This window comes from Gaetbulibacter sp. PBL-D1, from assembly GCF_050509525.1.
In the GTDB taxonomy this organism is placed as follows: domain Bacteria; phylum Bacteroidota; class Bacteroidia; order Flavobacteriales; family Flavobacteriaceae; genus Gaetbulibacter_B; species Gaetbulibacter_B jejuensis.
Genome location: NZ_JBNWKB010000011.1, coordinates 12750 through 37933, shown reverse-complemented (window position 1 = coordinate 37933; position 25184 = coordinate 12750). Strand labels below are relative to the sequence as shown.

Sequence of the window (25184 nt, the reverse complement as noted above, 5' to 3'; positions counted from 1 at the left end):
TCTGTAATTAAACAGAAGCCTTTTTTAATACCATATTTTAAATATTACTTTACTTTAAAAGCCTTTTCTTGAGGATAGTAAGCAACGTTACTTAATTCTTCTTCGATTCTTAATAACTGATTGTACTTTGCCATTCTATCACTACGAGATGCAGAACCTGTTTTAATTTGACCAGTGTTTAATGCTACTGCTAAATCAGCAATAGTATTATCTTCAGTTTCACCAGAACGATGAGACATCACTGACGTATAACCTGCGTTATGAGCCATATTAACAGCTGCAATAGTTTCGGTTAAGGTACCTATTTGGTTTACTTTAATTAAAATTGAGTTAGCAATACCGTTTTCAATACCTCTTGATAAACGCTCTACATTGGTTACAAATAAATCGTCACCTACTAGTTGTACTTTATCTCCAACTTTTTCGGTTAAGTATTTCCAACCTTCCCAATCGTTTTCATCCATTCCATCTTCAATAGAAATAATAGGATATTTAGCAGCTAATTCAGCTAAGTAGTCTGCTTGCTCTTGACTAGTTCTTACTTGACCTTTGTCTCCTTCAAACTTAGTATAGTCATATTTTCCATCTACATAAAATTCGGCCGAAGCACAATCTAAAGCAATCATTACTTCATCACCTAATTTATAACCTGCTTTTTCAACAGCTTTGGCAATTGTATCAAGTGCATCCTCTGTACCATCTAATGTTGGAGCAAAACCTCCTTCATCACCTACAGCAGTACTAAGACCTCTATCGTGTAATACTTTTTTAAGGTTGTGGAAAATTTCTGTACCCATTTGCATAGCATGAGTAAAGTTTTTTGCTTTTACAGGCATTACCATAAACTCTTGAAATGCTATTGGCGCATCACTATGAGAACCTCCATTAATGATATTCATCATTGGTACTGGCAACGTGTTTGCTGAAACGCCTCCAACATATCTGTATAATGGCATTCCTAATTCGTTTGCAGCAGCTTTAGCAGCAGCTAAAGACACTCCTAAAATAGCATTAGCTCCTAATTTTGATTTATTTGGTGTACCGTCTAATTCAATCATTAATTGATCGATAGCATTTTGTTCAAACACTGAAACACCTAACAACTCTTGAGCAATTATAGTATTGACGTTTTCTACAGCTTTTGTAACTCCTTTTCCCATATAGGCATTTCCACCATCTCTAAGTTCAACTGCTTCATGTTCTCCTGTTGACGCTCCTGATGGCACTGCAGCTCTACCTACAACTCCATTTTCTGTAGTAACATCAACCTCTACAGTTGGATTACCACGTGAATCTAAAATTTGTCTTGCATGAATATTAATTATAATGCTCATATATTTCTATTTAATGTTGTTTAATTGTATGTCAAATTTACAAAATTGTTAATCTAAAAGGTATTTACCAATTCATTATTACATTTTAATTTTACTAAAATGTTTTCGTAAATAAAAAACCTCAATGAAAATCGATTTTCTTTGAGGTTTGTTCATTATTTATTTTTAATGTTTTCTATAAATTGGTCAAATAGATACGACGAATCGTGAGGTCCAGGACTTGCTTCTGGATGATATTGAACTGAAAAACAGTTTTTACTCTTCATTTTAATACCTGCTACAGTATCATCATTTAAATGCAAATGAGTAATCTCAATATCTGGATGATTTTCAGTTTCTTCTCTATTGATAGCAAAACCATGATTTTGCGACGTAATCTCTCCTTTACCTGTAATAAGGTTCTTTACAGGATGATTAATACCTCTATGTCCATGGTGCATTTTATAAGTAGAAATTCCGTTTGCTAACGCAATTACTTGGTGTCCTAAACAAATACCAAATAGCGGAAGGTTACGTTTAATGATTTCTTTAGCCAAATTTTGTGCTTCAACCAATGGCTCAGGATCTCCTGGTCCATTAGATAAGAAGTAGCCATCTGGTTTAAATGCTTCTAACTCTTCAAAAGTCGAATTGTAAGGAAATACCTTAATATAGGCATCTCTTTTAGCTAAATTTCTAAGGATATTAGTTTTAATTCCAATATCTAAAGCTGCTATTTTATACGTAGCATTTTCGTTACCAAAATAATATGGTTCTTTAGTAGATACTTTAGAAGCCAACTCTAAACCATTCATATTTGGTACATCTGCTAGTTGTTTTTTAAGGTCTTCAATATTATCAACCTCAGTAGAAATTACAGCATTCATAGCTCCATTGTCTCTGATATAGCTTACAAGAGCTCTTGTATCTACATCAGATATAGCCAATACATTATGCTTCTCAAAGAAATTTTCGAGTGAATCATCAGCTGCAGGTCTTGAATAGTTAAAACTGAAATTTTTACAAATTAGACCTGATATTTTAATGGAATTAGACTCCACTTCTTCAGAAAGTGTTCCATAATTACCAATGTGCGCATTGGTAGTCACCATTAATTGTCCGAAATAAGATGGATCGGTAAATATTTCTTGGTAGCCTGTAGTACCAGTGTTAAAGCAAACCTCTCCAAATGCAGTACCTTTTTTCCCTATTGATTTTCCATAGAATATGGTTCCGTCTGCTAGTAATATTAGTGCTTTTTCTCTTTTATTATACTTCATAGATTCTAAAAGTTTCGCAAAATTGCATAAAAAAAAGGATAAACTAAAATGTTTATCCTTTAATATTTCAAATGCTTATTAACATTTATTCTTCTTCGTTAGTAGCCTTAGTTTCTGCAACAGGAGCTGCAGCTGCTTTGCTACCACCTCTTCTACTTCTACGAGTAGATTTTTTCTTAGGCTTGTCAGCATTGTAGATTTCATTGTAATCAACTAATTCTATCATTGCCATATCAGCGTTATCACCAAGACGGTTACCAAGCTTAATAATTCTTGTATATCCACCTGGACGATCACCTACCTTAGCAGCAACATCTCTAAATAATTCTGCCACAGCCTCTTTTTGTCTTAATCTAGAAAACACAATACGTCTGTTATGAGTAGTATCTTCTTTAGATTTAGTTACTAAAGGCTCAACAAATTGTTTTAACGCTTTAGCTTTAGCTACTGTAGTGTTAATACGTTTGTGCTCTATTAAAGAACATGCCATATTAGCTAACATTGCTTTTCTGTGGGCAGTTTTTCTACCTAAATGATTAAATTTCTTTCCGTGTCTCATGACTTTTGTTTTATCATCTTGCTACCAAATCCAAAGAGTAAATCTAAGGAGAGCAAAATATGATTAATCTTTATCTAATTTGTATTTGCTTAAGTCCATTCCGAAGTTAAGACCTTTAACATTTACTAATTCTTCTAGCTCTGTTAAAGATTTTTTACCGAAGTTACGGAACTTCATTAAATCATTTTTGTTGAATGATACTAAATCTCCTAATGTATCAACCTCTGCTGCTTTTAAACAGTTTAAGGCACGTACAGAAAGATCCATATCAACTAATTTAGTTTTTAATAACTGTCTCATGTGAAGTGATTCTTCATCATAAGTTTCAGTTTGAGCAATTTCGTCAGCCTCAAGAGTTATACGCTCATCAGAGAATAACATGAAGTGGTGAATTAATATCTTAGCCGCTTCAGTTAATGCATCTTTAGGATGAATAGAACCGTCTGTGATGATTTCAAAAACTAATTTTTCGTAATCGGTTTTTTGCTCAACACGGAAGTTTTCTATACTGTACTTCACGTTTTTTATTGGCGTATATATTGAGTCAGTAAAGATAGTTCCAATAGGTGCAGAAGCTTTTTTGTTTTCTTCAGCAGGAACATATCCTCTACCTTTTTCAATAGTGATTTCCATATTGATGCTTACTTTAGGATCTAAGTTACAAATCACTAAGTCTTTGTTTAGTACTTGGAAACCTGAAATAAACTTTTGGAAATCTCCAGCTGTTATTTGCTCTTGACCAGAAATTGAGATTGAAACAGACTCATTATCGATTTCATCTATTTGACGCTTAAAGTTTACTTGCTTTAAGTTCAAAATCATTTCTGTTACATCTTCAACTACACCTGCAATTGTAGAAAACTCGTGATCTACACCTTCTATTCTTACAGATGTGATTGCGAAACCTTCTAAAGAAGATAATAAAACTCTTCTTAAAGCGTTTCCTACTGTTAGTCCATAACCTGGTTCTAGTGGTCTGAATTCGAATTTGCCTTCAAAATCAGTAGAATCGATCATGATTACTTTGTCAGGCTTTTGAAAATTTAATATTGCCATAGTGTTCTTCGTTTTAATTGTTATTTAGTTGCGCGATTTAAAAGCTTGAAGACGTCTAATAAATCCTTTGGCTAAATACCAATATGTTTAATTTATTATTTAGAATATAATTCGACGATGAATTGCTCGTTGATGTTCTCAGGAATTTGAACTCTTGCAGGAACAGATACAAATGTTCCTTGTTTAGTGTCGTTATTCCATGTAATCCACTCATAAACATGACTAGAGTTTGTTAATGAATTTTGGATTGCTTCTAAAGATTTTGATTTTTCTCTTACTGCCACAACATCTCCTGCTTTTAATTGGTAAGAAGGAATGTTTACGATATTTCCGTTAACAGTAATGTGTCTGTGAGATACTAATTGTCTAGCTCCACTACGTGAAGGAGACATTCCCATTCTGTAAACTACGTTGTCTAAACGAGACTCACAAAGTTGTAACAACACCTCACCAGTAATTCCTGGAGCAGCAGTTGCTTTTTTGAACATGTTTCTGAATTGCTTTTCTAAAATACCATAAGTGTATTTAGCTTTTTGCTTCTCCATTAATTGGATAGCGTATTCAGATTTTTTTCCACGACGCTTGTTTGCACCATGTTGACCTGGAGGATAATTTCTTTTTTCAAAAGCTTTATCATCTCCAAAAATAGCTTCACCAAATTTACGAGCTATTTTAGTTTTAGGACCAGTATATCTTGCCATTTTTAAATTAAATTATGAGAGTGTTTATGAATTAAGGTCTTAATCTTATCCTTCGATAAACGTGAATCTCTCGTTGATACTTGTTTAAAATTTTTCAGTTTGCAAATTTACATATAAAAAATTAATATCAACTATAAAAAACAGTTGATATTAATTCTTCAAAATATAAATTAAACTCTTCTACGTTTTGGTGGACGACATCCATTATGTGGTAATGGAGTAACATCTACGATTTCTGATACTTCAATACCAGAGTTGTGAATAGATCTAATTGCAGATTCTCTACCATTTCCAGGACCTTTAACAAACACTTTCACTTTCTTTAATCCAGCTTCTTTTGCTACTCCTGCAGCATCTTCAGCAGCTAATTGTGCAGCGTATGGAGTGTTCTTTTTAGAACCTCTGAATCCCATTTTACCTGCAGATGACCATGAAATTACGTCACCTTTTTTGTTTGTTAAAGAGATAATGATGTTATTGAAAGATGCAGCAATGTGCGCTTCTCCAATTGCATCTACTATTACTTTACGTTTTTTAGTACTTGACTTTGCCATATTTTTTAGTTTCTAGTTGTTAGCTTTTAGTTGTTAGAATCCTAAACCTTTCGATTTCGAACAGATTCATCTAACGTCTAATTACTAATGACTACTGTCTTGTTATTATTTAGTTGCTTTCTTCTTGTTAGCAACGGTTTTTCTTCTACCTTTTCTAGTTCTAGAGTTGTTCTTTGTACGTTGACCTCTTAATGGAAGCCCAGATCTGTGACGAATACCTCTGTAACATCCAATATCCATTAATCGCTTAATGTTTAATTGAGTTTCAGAACGCAATTCACCTTCGATAGTATAAGTTCCAACAGCGTCACGGATTGCTCCAATTTGATCATCTGTCCAATCTTGTACTTTTGTGCTTTCATCAACTTTAGCCGTTGCCAAAATTTCTTTTGCTCTACTTTTACCTACTCCGTAGATATAAGTTAAAGAGATTACTCCTCTTTTCTGTTTTGGTATGTCTACACCTGCAATTCTTGCCATAATTATCCTTGTCTTTGTTTGAATCTAGGATTCTTTTTGTTAATTACGTAAAGTCTACCTTTTCTACGCACTAATTTACAATCAGCGCTTCTTTTTTTAACTGATGCTCTTACTTTCATCGTATTAGTATCTATAGGTTATACGAGCCTTTGTTAAATCGTAAGGACTCATTTCTAATTTTACTTTGTCTCCTGGTAACAACTTAATATAATGCATACGCATTTTACCAGATATATGTGCAGTCACAATATGACCATTTTCTAATTCAACACGAAACATCGCATTAGATAATGCTTCTATTATTGTTCCGTCTTGTTCTATTGCTGCTTGTTTTGCCATAGTATATAGTTTTAAGCTACTGCTTTTCTATTTTTACCTGTTTTCATCAAGCCATCATAGTGTTTATTCAACAAGTAAGAATTTACTTGTTGCATGGTATCAATTGCAACTCCTACCATAATCAATAATGACGTTCCTCCAAAAAACAATGCCCAACCAGCTTGTACGTCCATAAGCTTTACAATAATTGCTGGGAACACAGCTATTAATGCTAAGAATAATGATCCTGGTAAAGTTATTTGAGACATTATTTTATCTAAATACTCAGAAGTTTCAGTTCCTGGTCTAATACCTGGAATAAAACCTCCGCTTCGTTTTAAGTCGTCAGCCATTTTGTTTGTTGGTACTGTAATAGCTGTATAAAAATATGTAAACACTATAATTAAGAGTGCAAATACTAGGTTGTACCAAAATCCGAAAATATCAGAAAACTGTGTTTGCATCCATGTACCTACTTCTCCTGATCCAAATGATTTACCAATTAAACTTGGCACAAACATGATAGCTTGAGCAAAGATGATTGGCATAACTCCTGAAGCGTTTAACTTTAATGGTAAAAACTGTCTAGAGCCAAATGCATTTTTTTCGTATCCACCTGTAGCTGTACGTCTTGCATATTGCACTGCAATTTTACGTACTGCCATAACTAGCATTACTGAGCCTAGTATAATTAACAACCAAATAACAAGCTCAATTAAAATCATAATTAAACCTCCATTAGATTGTGTTACTCTAGCCGCATACTCTTGTAAAAATGATTGTGGTAAAGTAGCTATAATACCTACCATAATTAATAATGAAATACCATTACCAATACCTTTATCAGTAATTTTTTCACCTAACCACATTGCAAAAATACATCCAGTAACTAATATTATTACTGAAGAAATCATAAATGTAGTTGGAGAAAAACCATTAACTAAAAGTGCACTTGTTGAGTTAACTCCTGTTAATGATGGTAAGCTTGCTAAATATCCTGGTGCTTGAACCAAACAGATACCTATTGTTAACCAACGGGTTATTTGAGTGATTTTCTTTTGACCACTTGCTCCTTCTTTTTGAAGTTTTTGTAAATAAGGAATTGCTATTCCCATTAACTGCACTACAATAGAAGCAGAGATATAAGGCATAATACCTAGGGCAAATACTGATGCGTTAGAAAAACCTCCACCAGTAAACGCATTGATTAACCAAATTAATCCACCTTCGGCAGCATCTCCTTGTAATCCTGATAATTTAGTAAAGTCAATACCTGGAAGCACAATTTGTGCACCAAAACGGTAAACTAAAAGCAAACCAAGTGTTAACATGATTCGGTCTTTTAGTTCCGTTATTTTCCAAACATTTTTTATAGTGTCTATAAATTTCATACTTATAATAATCTTATAAAGTTACAGCTTCTCCTCCTGCAGCTTCAATAGCAGCTTTTGCTGAAGCAGTAAATTTATGAGCAGATACTTTTAATTTAGATTTTAATTCTCCACGACCTAATATTTTTACTAAATCGTTTTTACCAGCCAAACGTAATTGTACTAGCGTTTCAAAATCTATAGTATCTTTTATCTTCTTATCGTCAACCAATTGTTGTAATGTATCAAGATTTACACCTTGATATTCTACACGGTTGATGTTAGTAAATCCGAATTTAGGCACACGTCTTTGAAGTGGCATTTGTCCACCTTCAAAACCAAGTTTTTTAGAATATCCAGAACGAGACTTTGCTCCTTTGTGACCACGTGTTGCAGTACCACCTTTTCCAGAACCTTGTCCTCTACCTACTCTTTTTCCTTGATTTTTAACTGAGCCTTCAGCTGGTTTTAAATTACTTAAGTCCATTTTTATGTCTTATTATTTTGTTTCTTCAACAGAAACTAAATGTTTAACTTTATTAACCATACCAACGATATTTGGAGTGGCATCATGTTCTACAACCTGACCGATTCTTTTTAAACCTAAAGCCTCTAAAGTTCTCTTTTGGGTTTGAGTACGATTGATTGTACTTTTTACTTTTGTTACTTTGATCTTTGCCATCTTCCTTAAGATTAACCGTTAAATACTTTTTCTAATGATATTCCTCTATCCTTAGCAACTGTGTCAGCACTTCTTAATTGTAATAAAGCATCAAAAGTAGCTTTAACAACGTTGTGAGGGTTAGAAGATCCTTGAGATTTAGATAATACATCATGTACACCTACTGCTTCAAGAACTGTTCTTACAGCTCCACCAGCAATTACTCCTGTACCAGGAGCAGCAGGAATGATGTTTACTCTAGCTCCACCAAATTTACCTTTTTGCTCGTGTGGCAAAGTTTTTTTGATGATTGGTATTCTAACCAAGTTTTTCTTTGCGTCTTCAACTGCTTTTGCAATTGCGGTAGCAACATCTTTAGATTTTCCTAAACCATGTCCTACTACACCTGCTTCATCACCTACTACTACGATAGCTGAAAAACCAAATGCTCTACCACCTTTAGTTACTTTTGTAACTCTTTGTACACCAACTAAACGATCTTTAAGATCTAATCCACCTGGTTTTACTAATTCTGCGTTTTTATATTTTTGATACATAATGTCTTAAAATTTTAGTCCGCCTTCTCTAGCACCTTCTGCTAACGATTTTACTCTTCCGTGATATTGATATCCACCTCTGTCAAAAGAGATAGTTTCTACACCTGCTTTTAATGCTTTTTCAGCTACTGCTTTACCAACTAAGGCTGCAATTTCTGTTTTAGTACCTTTTGCAGAACTAATGTCTTTGTCTCTTGAAGATGCAGCACTGATAGTTTTACCTGTTACATCATCCACAACTTGAGCATAAATTTCTTTATTACTTCTAAATACAGCTAAACGTGGTCTAGATTCAGTTCCTGAAACTACCTTACGAATTCTGCTTTTTATTCTTAATCTTTTTTGATTCTTTGTTAATGCCATAACTAAACTATTAAGCTGATTTACCTGCTTTTCTTCTTAATACTTCTCCTACAAACTTAATTCCTTTTCCTTTGTAAGGTTCTGGTTTTCTAAATGCACGAATTTTCGCTGCTACTTGTCCTACCAATTGTTTGTCGTGAGATGTTAATTTTACGATTGGGTTTTTTCCTTTTTCAGAGATTGTCTCTACTTTTACTTCTGGAGCTAAATCCAAAATAATGTTGTGAGAAAATCCTAAAGCTAAATCCAATTTTTGTCCTTGGTTAGATGCTCTATAACCTACACCTACCAATTCTAGTTCTTTTGTCCATCCTTCAGATACACCTTTAATCATGTTGTTGATTAAAGCTCTGTAAAGACCATGTTTTGCTCTTTGGTCTTTTTTATCTGTTGAACGCGTTACTTGTACGCTTCCTTCTTCAACAGCTATATCTACGTCTGAAAATTCTTGAGTTAATTCACCTAATTTACCTTTTACAGTAATTACATTGTCTTTAACTTCTACTGTAACTCCTTGTGGGATAGTTACTGGGTTATTACCTATTCTTGACATGTTCTTTCTGTTTTAAATTAGTAAACGTAACACAATAATTCTCCACCAACGTTTTCTCTTTGCGCTTGTTTTCCTGTTAATACACCGTGAGATGTTGAAACAATTGCAATTCCAAGACCGTTAAGGATTCTTGGCATTTCGTTAGCACTTGCGTATTTACGTAAACCTGGTTTACTTATTCTTTGAATTTTCTTGATTACAGGTTCTTTAGTCTCTTTATTGTACTTAAGAGCTATTTTAATAGTTCCTTGTACTGTAGAGTCATCAAACTTGTAACTTAAAATATATCCTTGATCGAATAATATTTTAGTAATTTCTTTTTTTAGATTAGATGCAGGTATCTCAACCACTCTGTGGTTAGCTTTTACTGCATTTCTAACTCTCGTTAGATAATCTGCGATTGGATCTGTATACATTTATATTAATTTGCGGTTTTGGTTTTCGAAAATTAGTTTTCGAACTTCAAACCAATTTATAATTCTTTGTTTACCAACTTGCTTTTTTAACTCCTGGTATTAAGCCTTTGTTAGCCATTTCGCGTAACATTACACGAGAAATTCCAAATGTACGTACGTATCCTTTTGGTCTTCCTGTTAATTTACAACGGTTGTGCATACGTACAGGTGATGCATTTCTTGGTAACTTTTGTAATGCTTCGTAGTCTCCAGCTTCTTTTAAAGCTTTACGTTTTTCAGCATATTTTGCTACCGTTTTTGCTCTTTTCACCTCACGGGCTTTCATTGATTCTTTAGCCATATCTTAGTTCTTTTGAAAAGGTAATCCTAATTCAGTTAATAACGATTGTGCTTCTTTATCTGTGTCTGCAGATGTTACGAAAGTAATATCCATACCAGAAATTCTGTTGATCTTGTCAATATCAATCTCAGGGAAAATGATTTGCTCAGTAACTCCTAAGTTGTAGTTACCTCTACCATCAAATCCTGTAGCTTTAATACCATCAAAGTCTCTAACTCGTGGTAAAGCTGAAGTAATTAAACGGTCTAAAAACTCATACATTTGCTCACCTCTAAGTGTAACTTTAGCACCTATTGGCATTCCTTTACGTAATTTGAATGATGCAACGTCTTTTTTAGATAAAGTTGCAACAGCTTTTTGACCAGATATTTTTGTTAATTCTTCAACAGCGTGATCAATTAATTTTTTATCTGCTACTGCTGCTCCAACACCTTTAGAGATTACAATCTTTTTAAGTTTTGGAACTTGCATTACATTTTTATAACCGAATTCTTCTGTAAGAGCAGAAACTATTTTGTCCTTGTACTCTTGTTTTAATCTTGGAATGTAAGCCATAATTATATTACTTCATTAGATTTTGTAGAAAATCTTACTTTCTTATCACCTTCCATTTTATATCCTACTCTTGTTGGTTCACCTTTACTTGTTAAAAGTGACAAGTTAGAGATATGAATTGGTGCTTCTTTTTCTACGATACCACCTTGAGGGTTTTGTGCACTTGGTTTAGTGTGTTTCTTTACCATGTTTACACCTTCTACGATGGCCTTGTTTTTATCGATAAATACTTTAAGTACTTTCCCTTCAGATCCTTTGTGATCTCCAGCGATTACTTGTACTGTATCTCCTGATTTTATTTTAAGCTTTGTCATCTTGTTTATCAATTAAAGCACTTCTGGTGCTAATGATACAATTTTCATGAATTGTTTATCACGAAGTTCTCTAGCAACAGGTCCAAAAACACGTGTTCCTCTCATTTCTCCTTGCGGATTTAAAAGTACACAAGCGTTATCGTCAAATCTGATATAAGATCCGTCTGGACGTCTTACTTCTTTTACTGTACGCACAACAACAGCTGTTGATACTGCTCCTTTTTTAATGTTTCCGTTAGGAGTTGCGTCTTTTACTGAAACTACTATTTTGTCACCAATAGAAGCATATCTTCTTTTGGTTCCACCTAGAACACGTATTGTTAATACTTCTTTTGCTCCAGTGTTATCAGCTACTTTTAATCTTGATTCTTGTTGTACCATAATTACTTCGCTCTTTCAATTATTTCTACTAATCTCCAACATTTAGATTTACTTAAAGGTCTTGTTTCCATGATCTTTACTGTATCTCCAATGTTACAGTCGTTTGTCTCATCGTGTGCAACGTATTTTTTCGTTTTTAACACGAATTTTCCATACATAGGATGTTTTACTTTTTTAACCTCAGATACCACAATTGATTTCTGCATTTTGTTACTTGTAACAACTCCTATACGTTCTTTTCTTAAGTTTCTTTTTTCCATCTTTCAGCGGAATACAATTATTGTATTTCTCTTTTAGTTAATTCAGTTGCGATTCTAGCTACTGAACGTCTTACGTTTCGTAACTGGATTGGATTCTCTAAAGGAGATACTGCGTGAGCCATTTTTAGGTCAGCATAACTCTTTTGTGTCTCACCAAGTTTTTCTTGTAACTCAGCCGTTGATAGCTGTTTAATTTCTGATTGCTTCATAATACTACTATTAAGCCTCGTAATCTCGAGCTATTATAAACTTTGTTTTAACTGGTAACTTTTGAGCTGCTAAACGTAATGCTTCTTTAGCAGTTTCTAAAGGCACACCTCCAACTTCAAATAAAACTCTTCCTGGTTTTACCACAGCTACCCAATATTCTACAGAACCTTTACCTTTACCCATACGTACTTCAAGAGGTTTCTTTGTTATAGGCTTGTCTGGAAATATTTTAATCCAAAGTTGCCCTTCTCTTTTCATGTAACGTGTTGCGGCAATACGAGCTGCTTCTATTTGACGTGATGTTAAGAAATTCGAATCGAGTGATTTTATACCAAACATTCCATTAGATAACTGGTGTCCTCTTCCGGAATTTCCTTTCATACGTCCTTTTTGGACTTTACGAAATTTTGTTTTTTTCGGTTGTAACATTTTCTTTTACTTTAAAAATTACTTTCTGCGACGAGATTTATTGTTCCCACCACGTCCTCCACCAGACTTACCTTGTTTTTTAGACAACCCTACAAGTGGAGAAAGTTCTCTTTTACCATATACTTCACCTTTCATGATCCATACTTTAATTCCCAATCTACCGTAAGTAGTATGAGCTTCAACTAAAGCATAGTCAATATCGGCTCTAAATGTTGATAATGGAATTCTACCTTCTTTGTAATGCTCGCTACGTGCCATTTCAGCTCCGTTTAAACGACCACTAATTTGAATCTTGATTCCTTCAGCATTCATACGCATAGCAGCAGCAATAGCCATTTTTATTGCACGACGGTAAGAAATACGATTTTCAATTTGACGTGCAATGCTTGATCCTACTAAGAATGCATCTAATTCAGGTCTCTTAATTTCGAAGATGTTCAATTGAACTTCCTTATCTGTAATTTTCTTAAGCTCTTCTTTTAACTTGTCTACCTCTTGACCACCTTTCCCGATAATAATACCAGGTCTTGCAGTAGTGATAGTAACGGTTACAAGTTTAAGTGTACGCTCAATAATTACTCTAGACACACTAGCTTTTGATAAACGTGCATGGATGTACTTTCTGATTTTGTCGTCTTCAGCAAGTTTGTCTCCATAATCGTTTCCACCATACCAGTTAGATTCCCATCCTCTGATGATTCCTAAGCGATTTCCGATTGGATTTGTTTTTTGTCCCATACCTCTATCTTAGCTTTGTGTGTTATTTAATGCTCCAATCACAACTGTTACGTGATTTGAACGTTTTCTAATTCTGTGTGCACGACCTTGAGGTGCTGGACGTAATCTTTTTAACATAGATCCTCCATCAACTCTGATCTCTTTTACAAATAGGTTTGCGTCCTCAATACTTGCATCTTCGTTTTTTGCTTGCCAGTTAGCTATTGCAGATAACAATAACTTCTCTAAGCGACGAGATGCTTCTTTTGAACTAAACCTTAAAATTTGAAGAGCTTTCTCAGCTTTTTGACCTCTAACCAAGTCTGCAACTAAACGCATTTTTCTTGGTGAGGTTGGACAGTTGTTCAACTTTGCAAAAGCAACTTGTTTTCTGTCTTCCTTTATAGCATCTGCCATTTGTTTTTTACGACTTCCCATAGCTCTACTTATTTTTTACCTTTATTTTTTGCACCTGCATGTCCTCTAAACGAACGTGTTGGTGAAAATTCTCCTAATTTATGACCTACCATATTTTCAGTTACATAAACTGGTACAAATTGACGACCGTTGTGTACAGCTATAGTCTGCCCTACGAAATCTGGTGAAATCATTGATGCTCTAGACCAAGTTTTAATAACAGTCTTTTTATTTGAAGCTACGTTTTCTGCAACTTTCTTTTCTAATTTATAATGTATGTAAGGTCCTTTTTTTAATGAACGTGCCATATTATCTCAATTATTTCTTTCTACGTTCTACAATATACTTGTTACTCGCTTTGGTTTTAGAACGTGTTCTATAACCTTTAGCTGGAATACCATTTCTAGATCTTGGGTGTCCACCAGACGAACGTCCTTCTCCACCACCCATTGGGTGATCAACTGGGTTCATTACTACTGGTCTTACTCTAGGCCTTCTTCCTAACCAACGTGTTCTACCTGCTTTACCAGATACTAACAATTGGTGGTCAGAGTTTGATATAACACCTATTGTTGCCATACAATCTGCAAGTACTAAACGTGTTTCACCTGATGGTAATTTAATAGTTGCAAATTTTCCGTCTCTTGCCATTAATTGAGCAAACGCTCCTGCACTTCTTGCCATAACCGCTCCTTGACCTGGACGTAACTCTATACAAGAGATAATAGTACCAAGAGGAATTTGGCTTAAAGGCATTGCATTACCAATTTCAGGAGCGATACCTTCTCTACCCGAAACAATGTTTTGTCCAACCTGTAGACCGTTTTGAGCAATGATGTATCTTTTTTCTCCGTCTTGGTAGTTCAATAACGCGATAAAAGCTGTTCTGTTTGGATCGTATTCAATTGTTTTAACTTCAGCTGGAATTCCAGTTTTGTTACGTTTAAAATCAATGATACGATACTTCTTCTTATGACCTCCACCAATATGGCGCATGGTCATTTTTCCTTGACTGTTTCTACCACCAGATCTTTTGTTCGGAGCAAGTAAACTTTTCTCCGGCTTATCAGTAGTGATGGCGTCAAATCCATTTACTACTCTAAAACGCTGAGCTGATGTGATCGGTTTTAATTTTCTTACTGACATTTTCGTCTAATTACATGTTACTGTATAAATCAATAGTCTCACCTTCCGCCAGTTGTACAATTGCTTTTTTAATTGCATTTGTTTTACCATGTTGAATACCTGTTTTTGTGTAACGGGTTCTTCTATCTGGACGGACATTTATAGTACGAACTTTTTCAACAGAAACTCCATAAGCAGCTTCAACTGCTTTTTTGATTTCTACCTTGTTCGCCTTTGTATTCACTTGGAAACTAAAGCAGTTGTTTAACTCACTATTAGTTGTCGCTTTTTCAGTGATAATAGGTTTAATTAAGATACTCATGGTTTTCTTATTTACTTAAATTCGACTCAATTTCTTCTAGAGAACTCTCTAAAAGAACTAATTTATTTGCGTTTAAAATTTTATAAGTGTTTAATTCTGAGTTAGTTACAACTTCAGACCCTTTAAAATTTCGTGATGACAAATATACATTATTATTTGAAGCACCCAACACAAACAACGATTTTTTGTCTTGTATGTCTAATGCTTTCAGTACTGCTGTAAAGTTTTTCGTCTTTGGAGCATCAAAATTGAAGTCTTCCAAAACAACGATATCTTTATCATTAGCTTTCATTGTTAAAGCAGATTTTCTTGCTAAACGCTTCAAGTTTTTATTTAATTTGAAGCTGTAGTTTCTTGGTCTTGGTCCGAACATACGTCCACCACCTTTAAATACACCAGACTTGATACTACCTGCTCTTGCAGTACCAGTACCTTTTTGTTTTTTAATCTTACGTGTACTTCCTGCAATTTCTGCTCTTTCTTTAGCCTTGTGCGTTCCTTGACGTTGGTTAGCAAGATATTGCTTAACGTCTAAGTAAACAGCATGGTTGTTAGGCTCAATAGCGAACACATCTTTAGAAAGCTCTGCTTTTCTACCTGTGTCTTTTCCGTTTATATCTAAAACTGCTACTTTCATTATTTCTCAATGATTACATAAGAGTTTTTGTGTCCAGGAACACATCCTTTTACAACTAGTAAGTTCTTTTCTGGAACTACTTTGTACACTCTTAAATTTTCAACTTTCACTTTTTCGCCACCCATTCTTCCGGCCATCTTCATTCCTTTGAATACTCTCGCAGGATAAGAAGCTGCACCAATAGAACCTGGAGCTCTTAAACGGTTGTGCTGACCATGCGTTGCTTGACCAACTCCACCAAAACCATGACGTTTTACAACACCTTGGAATCCTTTTCCTTTAGATGTACCAGCAATATCTACAAACTCACCTTCAATAAAGTGCTCTACAGTAATTGCATCACCTAATTTGTAATCTCCTTCAAATCCTTGGAATTCTACGACTTTAGTTTTAACAGAAGTACCAGCTTTCTTAGCATGACCTAATTCAGCTTTAGTAGCACTTTTATCTGTCTTGTCATCGAAACCAAGTTGAAGGGCATTGTACCCGTCAACCTCTTCGGTTCTGACTTGGGTAACGATACATGGACCTGCTTCAATTACTGTACAAGGAATGTTTTTCCCGTTTTCATCAAAGATGCTGGTCATACCGATTTTTTTTCCTATTAACCCAGACATATTTATTAATTATTAATTATTACTATTCTATTTATTAAAACTCAAGGCTGAAAAATACGTTTCAGCCTTGAATTGTATTTTTAACCGTTTTTCCCTCGCTCGCAGCTTAGGACATGTTTGTGTTCACTTACACTTTAATCTCAACTTCAACTCCACTTGGTAATTCAAGCTTCATTAAAGCATCAATTGTTTTTGAAGATGAAGAGTAAATATCCAATAATCTCTTGTAAGAACTTAATTGGAATTGTTCTCTTGACTTCTTGTTTACGTGTGGTGAACGTAACACAGTGAAAATCTTTTTATGTGTTGGTAACGGAATTGGTCCTGTTACAACAGCTCCAGTACTTTTTACTGTTTTTACAATCTTATCAGCAGACTTGTCAACTAAATTGTGATCGTAAGACTTTAATTTTATTCTAATTTTCTGACTCATTTTCTTTTAGTTTTAAGCTTCTACGCCTTTAGCTGCTTTGATTACTTCTTCTGAAATGTTTGAAGGAGTTTCAGCATAGTGTGAAAATTCCATTGTTGATGTCGCACGTCCTGAAGACAATGTTCTTAATGTTGTTACATATCCAAACATTTCTGATAAAGGCACAACAGCTTTTACTGTTTTAGCTCCTGCTCTGTCACCCATATCACTTACTTGTCCTCTACGACGGTTAAGGTCACCTACTATATCACCCATATTTTCTTCTGGAGTGATTACTTCTAGTTTCATCATAGGTTCCATTATTACAGCTTTTGCAGCTTTTGCAGCAGCTTTGAATCCTAATTTAGCAGCTAATTCGAATGATAGCTGATCAGAATCCACATCATGGTAAGAACCATCAGTTAAAGTTACTTTCATAGCGTCAACTTCGTATCCTGCTAAAGGACCGTTTTGCATAGCCATTTTGAATCCTTTTTCAATTGAAGGGATAAATTCTTTAGGAACATTACCACCTTTAATTTCAGAGATAAACTCTAAACCTTCTTTACCTTCTTCTGCAGGCTCAAGAGTAAATACAATATCAGCGAATTTACCACGTCCACCAGATTGCTTTTTATAAACTTCTCTGTGTTCTGCACGTTGAGTAATAGCTTCTTTGTACTCTACTTGTGGTTGACCTTGGTTAACCTCTACCTTAAACTCACGCTTAAGACGGTCAACAATAATATCTAAGTGAAGCTCACCCATTCCAGAAATAATAGTCTGTCCTGAAGCTTCGTCAGTTCTTACTGTAAATGTTGGATCTTCTTCTGCTAATTTCCCTAATGCCATACCAAGTTTATCAACATCGGCTTTAGTTTTAGGTTCAACAGCGATACCAATTACTGGATCTGGGAAGTCCATAGATTCCAATACTATTGGGTGTTTTTCATCAGACATGGTATCACCTGTCTTAATATCTTTAAAACCTACTGCTGCTCCAATATCTCCTGCTTCAATAAAATCGATAGCGTTTTGTTTATTAGAGTGCATTTGGTATATTCTTGATATACGTTCTTTTTTTCCAGAACGGTTATTTAAGATGTAAGATCCTGCGTCTAAACGACCTGAATAAGCTCTAAAGAATGCTAAACGACCTACGAAAGGATCAGTAGCGATTTTAAATGCTAAAGCTGAAAAAGGTGCCTTTGCATCTGGTTTACGAGACTCCTCAGCTCCAGTAACAGGATTGGTTCCTACAATATTATCTCTATCTAATGGTGAAGGCAAATAACGACATACAGCATCTAATAAAAACTGAACCCCTTTATTTTTAAATGAAGAACCACATACCATTGGTATAATAGCCATATCCATTACCGCAGCTCTAAGTGCAGCATGCACTTCTTCTTCTGTAATAGAATCTTCATCTTCCATGAACTTTTCTAATAAGTTTTCATCGTAAGTTGCCACTTCTTCAATAAGTAATGCACGGTACTTACGAGCTTCTTCTTTTAGTTCATCTGGAATTTCAACTACGTCAAAAGTTGAACCATAGTTATCATCGTGCCAAATTATAGCACGGTTTTTTACTAAGTCTACAATTCCTTTAAAATCGGCTTCGTCACCAATATTTAATACAATAGGCACTGCATTAGACTTTAACATATCCTTTACTTGCTGGCATACTGCTAAAAAGTTAGACCCTTGACGATCCATCTTATTTACAAAACCAATACGTGGTACTTTGTAATTATCTGCAAGCCTCCAGTTAGTTTCAGATTGCGGCTCAACACCATCAACTGCACTAAATAAGAACACCAACCCATCAAGAACACGTAAAGAACGGTTTACCTCAACCGTAAAATCAACGTGACCTGGAGTGTCTATAATATTAAAGTGATACCCTTTAGTTTCCGGGGTTGGTTGCGCATTTTCTAACGGAAACTGCCAAGTACAAGTAGTTGCAGCCGAAGTAATTGTAATACCACGCTCTGCCTCTTGCTCCATCCAGTCCATAGTTGATGCTCCATCATGCACCTCTCCTATTTTGTGAGACACACCCGTATAAAAAAGAATACGTTCAGTTGTTGTTGTTTTTCCTGCGTCAATATGCGCAGCAATTCCTATGTTTCTAGTATATTTTAAATCTCTTGCCATTTTAATTAAAATCTAAAGTGTGAGAATGCTTTGTTTGCTTCTGCCATTTTGTGAGTATCAACTCTTTTCTTAACAGCAGCTCCTTCTTCTTTAGCAGCAGCTAAAATTTCAGCAGCTAATTTTTGTGACATAGATTTTTCATTTCTCTTACGAGCATAACCTATAAGCCATTTCATTGCTGTTGAAACTTTACGATCTGGACGTATTTGCATTGGAATTTGGAATGTAGCTCCACCAACACGACGACTACGTACTTCTACGTGAGGCATAACGTTGGATAACGCATCTTTCCAAATTTCTAAAGCTGTTTTTTCTTCATCTGTTTTTTTCGATTCTACAATATCAATTGCATCATAGAACACTTTAAAAGCTACAGACTTTTTACCGTCCCACATCATCATGTTAACAAAACGAGTTACTAACTGGTCGTTAAAACGTGGATCTGGTAAAAGCGGTCTTTTTTTCGCTTGTCTTTTTCTCATGTCTTCTTCTTAAAGTTTTTTAATTACTTCTTAGGGCGTTTTGCACCATACTTAGATCTACGTTGCGTTCTACCTGAAACACCTGCTGTGTCTAAAGCACCACGAACGATGTGATATCTAACACCTGGTAAATCTTTTACCCTTCCACCTCTAACCAATACTATCGAGTGCTCTTGTAAATTGTGACCTTCACCACCGATGTATGCGTTAACCTCGTTTCCGTTTGTTAAACGAACCCTTGCCACCTTACGCATTGCTGAGTTAGGTTTTTTAGGAGTTGTCGTGTAAACACGAGTACACACACCACGTCTTTGTGGACACGAATCTAAAGCAGCCGATTTACTCTTCTTGGTTATTTTGGCTCTTCCTTTTCGTACTAATTGTGAAATTGTTGGCATATATTACTATATAATTTTTATTAAACCCTTGTTTAAAGGGCTGCAAATGTAGAAATAAATATTAATTTTTCAAACGTAAATCAATTAATTTTAAATTAGTTGCCTATTTATTTTTAGCTAAACATATTTTTAGTGATAAAAATCCGTTAGCTTTGGGTAATCTTTTTATTTATGCCTGAAAAAAAATTGCTGCTACTATTTGCGATTTGGTTGCTTTTTACAGCTAACCTTTTTTCGCAGTCGTTATATTTATCAGCAATTGGTGATAATGAAAATGAAACTGCCATTATCGATTCATTATTATATAGGAAAACATTTAATGATTACCAAAGCTTATTACAGGAAGTTAATACACTAAAAACCAGGTTAAACACAATTGGATATATTGAGAGTAAACTCAAGGGTTTCAACAAGTCTAACGACTCAACCTTCACTGCTCAGTTTTCTTTAAACAATAAATACGATTACATACATATATATTACAAAGATGTCATCGACAAAAAACTATTATCTTTAATTTCTAACTCTGTAACTGATGATTATTTTGAAGTTAACATCAGCAATTTAGAAGCGTCATTAAACATTCTAAATACTGAAATTTCTAATCAAGGTGATCCGTTTTCTTTTTTACAGTTAGATGAGATTTCTAAAAAAGACACTTCTACACTATCAGCAAACTTAGTACTATCAAGTAAAAGTCAAAGATTTATTGACAAGATTATTGTAAAAGGTTACGAAAAGTTTCCGAAGTCTTATCTACGACACTACCTTAATATTAAAAAAGGACAGATTTTTAATCTTTCAGACATAAAAAATAAATCTTCAGTAATTAACGATTTGAGGTTTGCGAATCAAATTAAAGATCCTGAGGTTTTATTCACAAAAGACTCTACCATATTATATGTATACATCGAAAAAGTAAAAAGCAACACTTTTGATGGCTTTTTGGGCTTTGGCACAAACACTGAAACCAATAAAATTGAATTTGACGGTTACTTAAATTTAAATCTTACAAACAACTTAAATTATGGAGAGTCTTTAAAACTACTTTACAAAAGTGATGAAAACGAACAAAAAACTTTTGACATTAACACCACGTTTCCTTATATGTTTAGAACTCCTTTAGGCGTAGATTTAAATCTAAATATATTTAAACGAGATTCTTCATTTATTAATATATCACAAAAGGCGAAGCTTTTTTATCAGATAAATCCAAACAATCAAGTATCATTAGGAATTAATTCTATAAAATCTGAAAACTTACTTAACTCAAACGTTACAACCATTACTGATTTTAAATCAGATTATTACACTGCCAACTACATCCACACAAGGCCACAAAACTACAACATATTATTTCCTACAAATTTTCTCTTCGACATTACATTAGGTTTGGGAGATAGAAATTCTGAAGGTGAAGATGAAAGGCAAACCAAAGTAGAGTTAAACACCTTTAAAATTTTCAATTTAAATGATAAAAACAGCTTTTATTCACGGTTAAATTTTGCCTATTTAGACTCTAACACCTACTTAGAAAACGAATTATTTCGATTTGGTGGAATAAATTCAATTAGAGGATTTGAAGAAAACAGTCTTACAGCAAACCTATACACTGTTTTAAATACAGAATATCGCTACCAACTAAACAACACACTTTACGTAAACAGTGTTATTGACGCTGCATATTTTGAAGACAATTTCAACTTAATAAAAGAAAAACTTTTTGGTTTTGGGTTTGGCTTCGGACTACTTACAAACTCTGGTTTATTCAAACTAAACTACTCAGTTGGTAAAACCGAAAATCAAAAGTTTAAATTTTCTAATTCAAAACTTCACATTAGCTTATCCGCAAACTTTTAGCTAAAACCATAAGGTTTTTTTTAAAATTTTAATACAATATTATTGTTTTATTAACTTTTTATTAAGACTTTTGGCTTAGGCTAATTCAAATTAATTTAAATATGAAAACAAAGTTTAGTGGAATTCTAACGCTATTACTAGCGTTTGTCGTGCAATTAACTTTTGCACAAGAAAAAACAGTCTCAGGGACTGTGTCAGACGAATCTGGCTTACCCCTCCCTGGCGTTAATATCATTGTAAAAGGCACAACAAATGGAACTCAAACTGATTTTGATGGTAAATACTCCATCAATGCCAATGCGGGTGACGTGTTAACTTTTACATATGTAGGGTTAAAAACCCAAGAAATCACAGTTGGAACTTCAAACACAGTTAATGTTACTATGTTAGAAGATGCAGCAGTACTTGATGAAGTAGTAGTAACAGCATTAGGTATTGAAAGAGAAAAGAAATCTCTAGGTTATGCAACCCAAGAAGTTAAAGGGGAAGCTGTATCTAAAATTAAAAGTTCAAACTTTGTTAATTCACTATCAGGTAAAGTTGCTGGTTTAGATATTAAATCTTCTGGTACTTTAGGTGGATCAACAAATGTTGTTATTAGAGGTAGCAGCTCTATCGCAGGCAACAACCAAGTGCTATTTGTTGTTGATGGTATTCCTATTGACAACGGAAACACTAACTCAAGCGATCAAATAACAGGTCGAGGTGGTTACGATTATGGTAATGCTGCATCAGACATTAACCCTGACGACATTGAATCTATCAACGTTTTAAAAGGTGCTGCTGCATCTGCCTTATACGGTTCTAGAGCATCAAATGGTGTAATTATGATTACAACCAAAAAAGGTGCTAAAAAGAAAGGCTTAGGAATTACAATAAGCTCAAGTTTAACATTAGGAAATGTTGATAAAGAAACATTACCTGTATACCAAAAAAGATATGGTGCTGGTTATGGACCTTATTATGATGACCCTACAGGTTATTTTGGCTTAGCAGATGTTGATGGTGATGGAATTGACGATTTAACAACGCCATTTACTGAAGATGCTTCTTATGGAGCTGAATTTGACCCTAGCTTAATGGTATTTCAATGGAATTCAATTTTTCCACAGTTAGACACTTACCAACAAGCATCTCCTTGGGTTGCAGGAGCTAATGACCCTAATTATGTATGGAAAACAGCATCAACAGCTGTTAATTCAGTATCAATTGATGGAGGTACTGACAAATCTGCTTACAGATTAGGATTTACCAATATGTTGCAAGAAGGCGGTTTACCTAACAGTAATATTAAAAGAAATACAATTAATTTTTCTGGCTCTCATGATTTATCAGATAAACTAACCGCTTCAGCAACTATAACCTATACTAAAACAAATGGTAAAGGTAGATATGGTACAGGTTATGACGCCAACAACGTTATGCAACAATTTAGACAATGGTGGCAAGTAAATGTTGATGTTAGAGAACAACAACAAGCTTACTTCGCAACTCGTGAGAATATCACATGGAACACCAACTCAGCAACTGACCTAACTCCAATTTATTCTGATAATCCTTACTGGACATTTTATGAGAACTATGAAACCGATCAAAGAAATAGATACTTTGGTAATGTTGCTTTAAACTACGAAATTAATGACTGGTTGAGTATTTTAGGACGATTTACATTTGACACCTATAGCGAGATTCAAGAGGAAAGAACAAATGTAGGAAGTGCTAATGTATCTAAATACAGTAAATTTAACAATAACGTAGCAGAATATAACTATGACTTCATCTTAAGTTTCAATAAAGACTTAACTGATAAATTAGACTTAGATGGTAACTTAGGTGCTAACTTAAGAAGGAACGACAATAGTAGCACATTTGCATCAACTAATGGAGGATTAAATATACCTGGGTTTTACTCATTAACAAACACTTTTAGCCCAATAGAAGCTCCAGATGAATATGAAGCTGTACAAATGGTAGACGGTATTTATGCGCGTGCAGGTTTAGGTTATGACGATTTTGCATTTATTGAAGGTACATATAGAATTGATCGTAACTCAAGCTTACCAAAAGCTAATAATACATACGATTATTGGTCTATAACAGGTAGTATGATTTTTACTCGCTACTTAAAAGCTGATTGGTTAAACTTTGGTAAGTTACGTGCTAACTATGGTATTGTAGGAAACGGTACTGTTCCTTACAGAGTATTTAACACTTTTGCAGTGAACACTCCTTTTGGAGGAACAGCCTCAGCTTCAAATCAAGGGATTTTAAATAATCCTGAATTAAGACCAGAAGAGCAAAAAAACTGGGAAATAGGTTTAGAAATGCAGTTCTTAGACAGACGTTTAGGATTTGACGTAACCTATTACGATGCATTAAACATTGATCAAATTACAGCAGTTCCAGTATCTAACTCAACTGGGTATACTGCTGTTTTACTTAATGCTGGTACTATATCAAACAAAGGATGGGAAGTACAATTAAACGGTACTCCTTTAAAGACTGAAGACTTTAGATGGGATGTAAACTTAAACTGGGCAAAAAACACAAGTTTAGTTGAAAGTTTAGCTGATGGTATTGATAACTTAGAGCTTGGTTCTTTCCAAGGTGGTGTATCAATTAACGCTACTCCTGGGCAACCTTACGGTACTATCAGAGGTACAGATTTAGTATACCATGAAAACGGTCAACCAATTGTTAACCAAACTGGTTCTGCTTCAAGAATTGGTACTTACATGGTATCTGACACAAACAACGAAGTTATTGGTGATATCAACCCTGAATGGACTGCTGGTTTATTCAACAGCTTCACTTACAAAAACTTCAATTTAAGCTTCTTAATAGACATGCAAAAAGGTGGAGATGTTTTCTCTCTTGATACATGGTATGGGTATGCAACGGGATTATATGATTTCTCAGCTGGAAACAACGAATTAGGAAACCCTATTAGAGATGCTGTTACTGGTACTCCTGGAAATTATGGTGCTGATAGTGGTGGTATAATACTACCTGGTGTTGCTCCAGACGGTTCTCCTAACGAAGTAAGAGCTAACGCAAATATTTATGCAAACCCTTGGGGTTATGCAAGAGCTGCTAATAAGCAACACGTTTATGATGCAGGATTTATTAAACTACGTGAAGCAAGTTTAACTTATAATTTAGATTCTAAAATTTTAGACAGACTTCCTTTTACAGGAGCTTCAGTTTCAATTATTGGTAGAAATTTATGGATAATTGATAAAGATGTTCCTTACGCTGACCCTGAAGCTGGTTTAAGTTCCGGTAACATCCAAGGATATCAATCTGGTTCTTACCCAACTATGAGAGAAATAGGAGCAAGTCTTAAATTACAATTTTAAAAAAGAAG

General features: G+C 34.5%; 36 protein-coding genes. 2 read left to right on the top strand and 34 right to left on the bottom strand.

What is annotated here, in order from left to right; translation table 11 throughout:
• Window positions 1-44: 44 nt before the first annotated feature.
• From eno to rpsL, 34 genes are all read right to left on the bottom strand, one after another.
• On the bottom strand, window positions 45-1334 hold the full coding sequence (gene eno / locus ACQ0RB_RS10725) for a phosphopyruvate hydratase (protein WP_131508157.1): 1290 nt from the start codon (window positions 1332-1334) through the stop codon (window positions 45-47).
• 155 nt (window positions 1335-1489) lie between these two features.
• The gene (gene carA / locus ACQ0RB_RS10720; protein ID WP_129761418.1) at window positions 1490-2593 is read right to left on the bottom strand and encodes a glutamine-hydrolyzing carbamoyl-phosphate synthase small subunit; all 1104 of its coding nucleotides are present in this window, start codon (window positions 2591-2593) and stop codon (window positions 1490-1492) included.
• An 85-nt stretch (window positions 2594-2678) separates the two neighbouring features.
• Window positions 2679-3152, bottom strand: coding sequence for a 50S ribosomal protein L17 (rplQ, locus tag ACQ0RB_RS10715; RefSeq protein ID WP_129761419.1), 474 nt, complete (start codon window positions 3150-3152; stop codon window positions 2679-2681).
• A 63-nt stretch (window positions 3153-3215) separates the two neighbouring features.
• Window positions 3216-4208 carry a DNA-directed RNA polymerase subunit alpha gene (locus tag ACQ0RB_RS10710; RefSeq protein ID WP_129761420.1) on the bottom strand — a complete coding sequence of 331 codons (993 nt, stop codon included), beginning with the start codon at window positions 4206-4208 and terminating at the stop codon, window positions 3216-3218.
• 95 nt (window positions 4209-4303) lie between these two features.
• On the bottom strand, window positions 4304-4909 hold the full coding sequence (rpsD, locus tag ACQ0RB_RS10705) for a 30S ribosomal protein S4 (RefSeq protein WP_262733171.1): 606 nt from the start codon (window positions 4907-4909) through the stop codon (window positions 4304-4306).
• Window positions 4910-5079: 170 nt separating this feature from the next.
• Window positions 5080-5463, bottom strand: a complete 384-nt coding sequence (gene rpsK / locus ACQ0RB_RS10700) for a 30S ribosomal protein S11 (RefSeq protein WP_129761422.1) — start codon at window positions 5461-5463, stop codon at window positions 5080-5082.
• 105 nt (window positions 5464-5568) lie between these two features.
• Window positions 5569-5943: a 30S ribosomal protein S13 gene (rpsM, locus tag ACQ0RB_RS10695; RefSeq protein WP_129761423.1), complete on the bottom strand. Its 375-nt coding sequence runs from the start codon at window positions 5941-5943 to the stop codon at window positions 5569-5571.
• 2 nt (window positions 5944-5945) lie between these two features.
• Window positions 5946-6062, bottom strand: coding sequence for a type B 50S ribosomal protein L36 (gene ykgO, locus ACQ0RB_RS10690; protein ID WP_008269159.1), 117 nt, complete (start codon window positions 6060-6062; stop codon window positions 5946-5948).
• A gap of 4 nt (window positions 6063-6066) precedes the next feature.
• The gene (gene infA / locus ACQ0RB_RS10685; protein ID WP_007094967.1) at window positions 6067-6282 is read right to left on the bottom strand and encodes a translation initiation factor IF-1; all 216 of its coding nucleotides are present in this window, start codon (window positions 6280-6282) and stop codon (window positions 6067-6069) included.
• An 11-nt stretch (window positions 6283-6293) separates the two neighbouring features.
• Complete coding sequence (secY, locus tag ACQ0RB_RS10680; protein WP_131508153.1) at window positions 6294-7652, bottom strand: preprotein translocase subunit SecY; 1359 nt, start codon at window positions 7650-7652, stop codon at window positions 6294-6296.
• A gap of 13 nt (window positions 7653-7665) precedes the next feature.
• Window positions 7666-8118: a 50S ribosomal protein L15 gene (rplO, locus tag ACQ0RB_RS10675; protein ID WP_129761425.1), complete on the bottom strand. Its 453-nt coding sequence runs from the start codon at window positions 8116-8118 to the stop codon at window positions 7666-7668.
• A gap of 12 nt (window positions 8119-8130) precedes the next feature.
• Window positions 8131-8313 carry a 50S ribosomal protein L30 gene (gene rpmD, locus ACQ0RB_RS10670; protein ID WP_129761426.1) on the bottom strand — a complete coding sequence of 61 codons (183 nt, stop codon included), beginning with the start codon at window positions 8311-8313 and terminating at the stop codon, window positions 8131-8133.
• An 11-nt stretch (window positions 8314-8324) separates the two neighbouring features.
• Window positions 8325-8849, bottom strand: a complete 525-nt coding sequence (gene rpsE, locus ACQ0RB_RS10665) for a 30S ribosomal protein S5 (RefSeq protein ID WP_129761427.1) — start codon at window positions 8847-8849, stop codon at window positions 8325-8327.
• 6 nt (window positions 8850-8855) lie between these two features.
• On the bottom strand, window positions 8856-9212 hold the full coding sequence (gene rplR / locus ACQ0RB_RS10660) for a 50S ribosomal protein L18 (RefSeq protein WP_129761428.1): 357 nt from the start codon (window positions 9210-9212) through the stop codon (window positions 8856-8858).
• 10 nt (window positions 9213-9222) lie between these two features.
• Window positions 9223-9765 carry a 50S ribosomal protein L6 gene (gene rplF / locus ACQ0RB_RS10655; RefSeq protein ID WP_131508151.1) on the bottom strand — a complete coding sequence of 181 codons (543 nt, stop codon included), beginning with the start codon at window positions 9763-9765 and terminating at the stop codon, window positions 9223-9225.
• A gap of 17 nt (window positions 9766-9782) precedes the next feature.
• Window positions 9783-10181: a 30S ribosomal protein S8 gene (gene rpsH / locus ACQ0RB_RS10650; RefSeq protein WP_129761430.1), complete on the bottom strand. Its 399-nt coding sequence runs from the start codon at window positions 10179-10181 to the stop codon at window positions 9783-9785.
• Between the two features lie 70 nt (window positions 10182-10251).
• A complete protein-coding gene (rpsN, locus tag ACQ0RB_RS10645) occupies window positions 10252-10521 on the bottom strand; it encodes a 30S ribosomal protein S14 (RefSeq protein ID WP_129761431.1) in 270 nt (89 codons plus the stop codon).
• Between the two features lie 3 nt (window positions 10522-10524).
• Window positions 10525-11076, bottom strand: a complete 552-nt coding sequence (rplE, locus tag ACQ0RB_RS10640) for a 50S ribosomal protein L5 (RefSeq protein ID WP_129761432.1) — start codon at window positions 11074-11076, stop codon at window positions 10525-10527.
• Between the two features lie 2 nt (window positions 11077-11078).
• Entirely contained in the window at window positions 11079-11390 is a 312-nt protein-coding gene (rplX, locus tag ACQ0RB_RS10635; RefSeq protein ID WP_129761433.1) for a 50S ribosomal protein L24, read from the bottom strand.
• A 12-nt stretch (window positions 11391-11402) separates the two neighbouring features.
• Window positions 11403-11771: a 50S ribosomal protein L14 gene (gene rplN, locus ACQ0RB_RS10630; protein WP_129761434.1), complete on the bottom strand. Its 369-nt coding sequence runs from the start codon at window positions 11769-11771 to the stop codon at window positions 11403-11405.
• Window positions 11772-11773: 2 nt separating this feature from the next.
• Entirely contained in the window at window positions 11774-12031 is a 258-nt protein-coding gene (rpsQ, locus tag ACQ0RB_RS10625; RefSeq protein ID WP_073085362.1) for a 30S ribosomal protein S17, read from the bottom strand.
• Window positions 12032-12048: 17 nt separating this feature from the next.
• On the bottom strand, window positions 12049-12240 hold the full coding sequence (gene rpmC / locus ACQ0RB_RS10620; protein ID WP_129761435.1) for a 50S ribosomal protein L29: 192 nt from the start codon (window positions 12238-12240) through the stop codon (window positions 12049-12051).
• Window positions 12241-12250: 10 nt separating this feature from the next.
• Window positions 12251-12670 (bottom strand): 50S ribosomal protein L16, encoded by a 420-nt coding sequence (gene rplP, locus ACQ0RB_RS10615; RefSeq protein ID WP_129761436.1) that lies wholly within the window; start codon window positions 12668-12670, stop codon window positions 12251-12253.
• 18 nt (window positions 12671-12688) lie between these two features.
• Complete coding sequence (gene rpsC, locus ACQ0RB_RS10610; RefSeq protein ID WP_129761437.1) at window positions 12689-13408, bottom strand: 30S ribosomal protein S3; 720 nt, start codon at window positions 13406-13408, stop codon at window positions 12689-12691.
• Between the two features lie 9 nt (window positions 13409-13417).
• Window positions 13418-13825: a 50S ribosomal protein L22 gene (rplV, locus tag ACQ0RB_RS10605; RefSeq protein WP_129761438.1), complete on the bottom strand. Its 408-nt coding sequence runs from the start codon at window positions 13823-13825 to the stop codon at window positions 13418-13420.
• A gap of 8 nt (window positions 13826-13833) precedes the next feature.
• Entirely contained in the window at window positions 13834-14112 is a 279-nt protein-coding gene (gene rpsS / locus ACQ0RB_RS10600; protein ID WP_008269180.1) for a 30S ribosomal protein S19, read from the bottom strand.
• 10 nt (window positions 14113-14122) lie between these two features.
• On the bottom strand, window positions 14123-14950 hold the full coding sequence (gene rplB, locus ACQ0RB_RS10595; protein ID WP_262733178.1) for a 50S ribosomal protein L2: 828 nt from the start codon (window positions 14948-14950) through the stop codon (window positions 14123-14125).
• Window positions 14951-14960: 10 nt separating this feature from the next.
• Window positions 14961-15251, bottom strand: coding sequence for a 50S ribosomal protein L23 (gene rplW / locus ACQ0RB_RS10590; protein ID WP_129761440.1), 291 nt, complete (start codon window positions 15249-15251; stop codon window positions 14961-14963).
• A 7-nt stretch (window positions 15252-15258) separates the two neighbouring features.
• Complete coding sequence (rplD, locus tag ACQ0RB_RS10585) at window positions 15259-15888, bottom strand: 50S ribosomal protein L4 (protein WP_131508147.1); 630 nt, start codon at window positions 15886-15888, stop codon at window positions 15259-15261.
• Window positions 15888-16505, bottom strand: coding sequence for a 50S ribosomal protein L3 (gene rplC, locus ACQ0RB_RS10580; RefSeq protein ID WP_129761442.1), 618 nt, complete (start codon window positions 16503-16505; stop codon window positions 15888-15890). The genes rplD and rplC overlap by 1 nt, the downstream gene beginning before the upstream one ends.
• Before the next feature lie 127 nt (window positions 16506-16632).
• Window positions 16633-16938, bottom strand: a complete 306-nt coding sequence (gene rpsJ, locus ACQ0RB_RS10575) for a 30S ribosomal protein S10 (protein WP_007650482.1) — start codon at window positions 16936-16938, stop codon at window positions 16633-16635.
• Between the two features lie 12 nt (window positions 16939-16950).
• On the bottom strand, window positions 16951-19077 hold the full coding sequence (gene fusA, locus ACQ0RB_RS10570) for an elongation factor G (protein WP_430498358.1): 2127 nt from the start codon (window positions 19075-19077) through the stop codon (window positions 16951-16953).
• A 5-nt stretch (window positions 19078-19082) separates the two neighbouring features.
• Entirely contained in the window at window positions 19083-19559 is a 477-nt protein-coding gene (gene rpsG, locus ACQ0RB_RS10565; RefSeq protein WP_129761444.1) for a 30S ribosomal protein S7, read from the bottom strand.
• Between the two features lie 23 nt (window positions 19560-19582).
• Entirely contained in the window at window positions 19583-19957 is a 375-nt protein-coding gene (gene rpsL / locus ACQ0RB_RS10560) for a 30S ribosomal protein S12 (protein WP_019386263.1), read from the bottom strand.
• Window positions 19958-20128: 171 nt separating this feature from the next.
• Here rpsL and ACQ0RB_RS10555 point away from each other — a divergent pair, with 171 nt between their 5' ends.
• Both ACQ0RB_RS10555 and ACQ0RB_RS10550 read left to right on the top strand, forming a co-directional pair.
• Entirely contained in the window at window positions 20129-21817 is a 1689-nt protein-coding gene (locus tag ACQ0RB_RS10555; protein WP_430498354.1) for a POTRA domain-containing protein, read from the top strand.
• 101 nt (window positions 21818-21918) lie between these two features.
• A complete protein-coding gene (locus ACQ0RB_RS10550) occupies window positions 21919-25176 on the top strand; it encodes a SusC/RagA family TonB-linked outer membrane protein (RefSeq protein ID WP_430498352.1) in 3258 nt (1085 codons plus the stop codon).
• Window positions 25177-25184 lie beyond the last annotated feature (8 nt).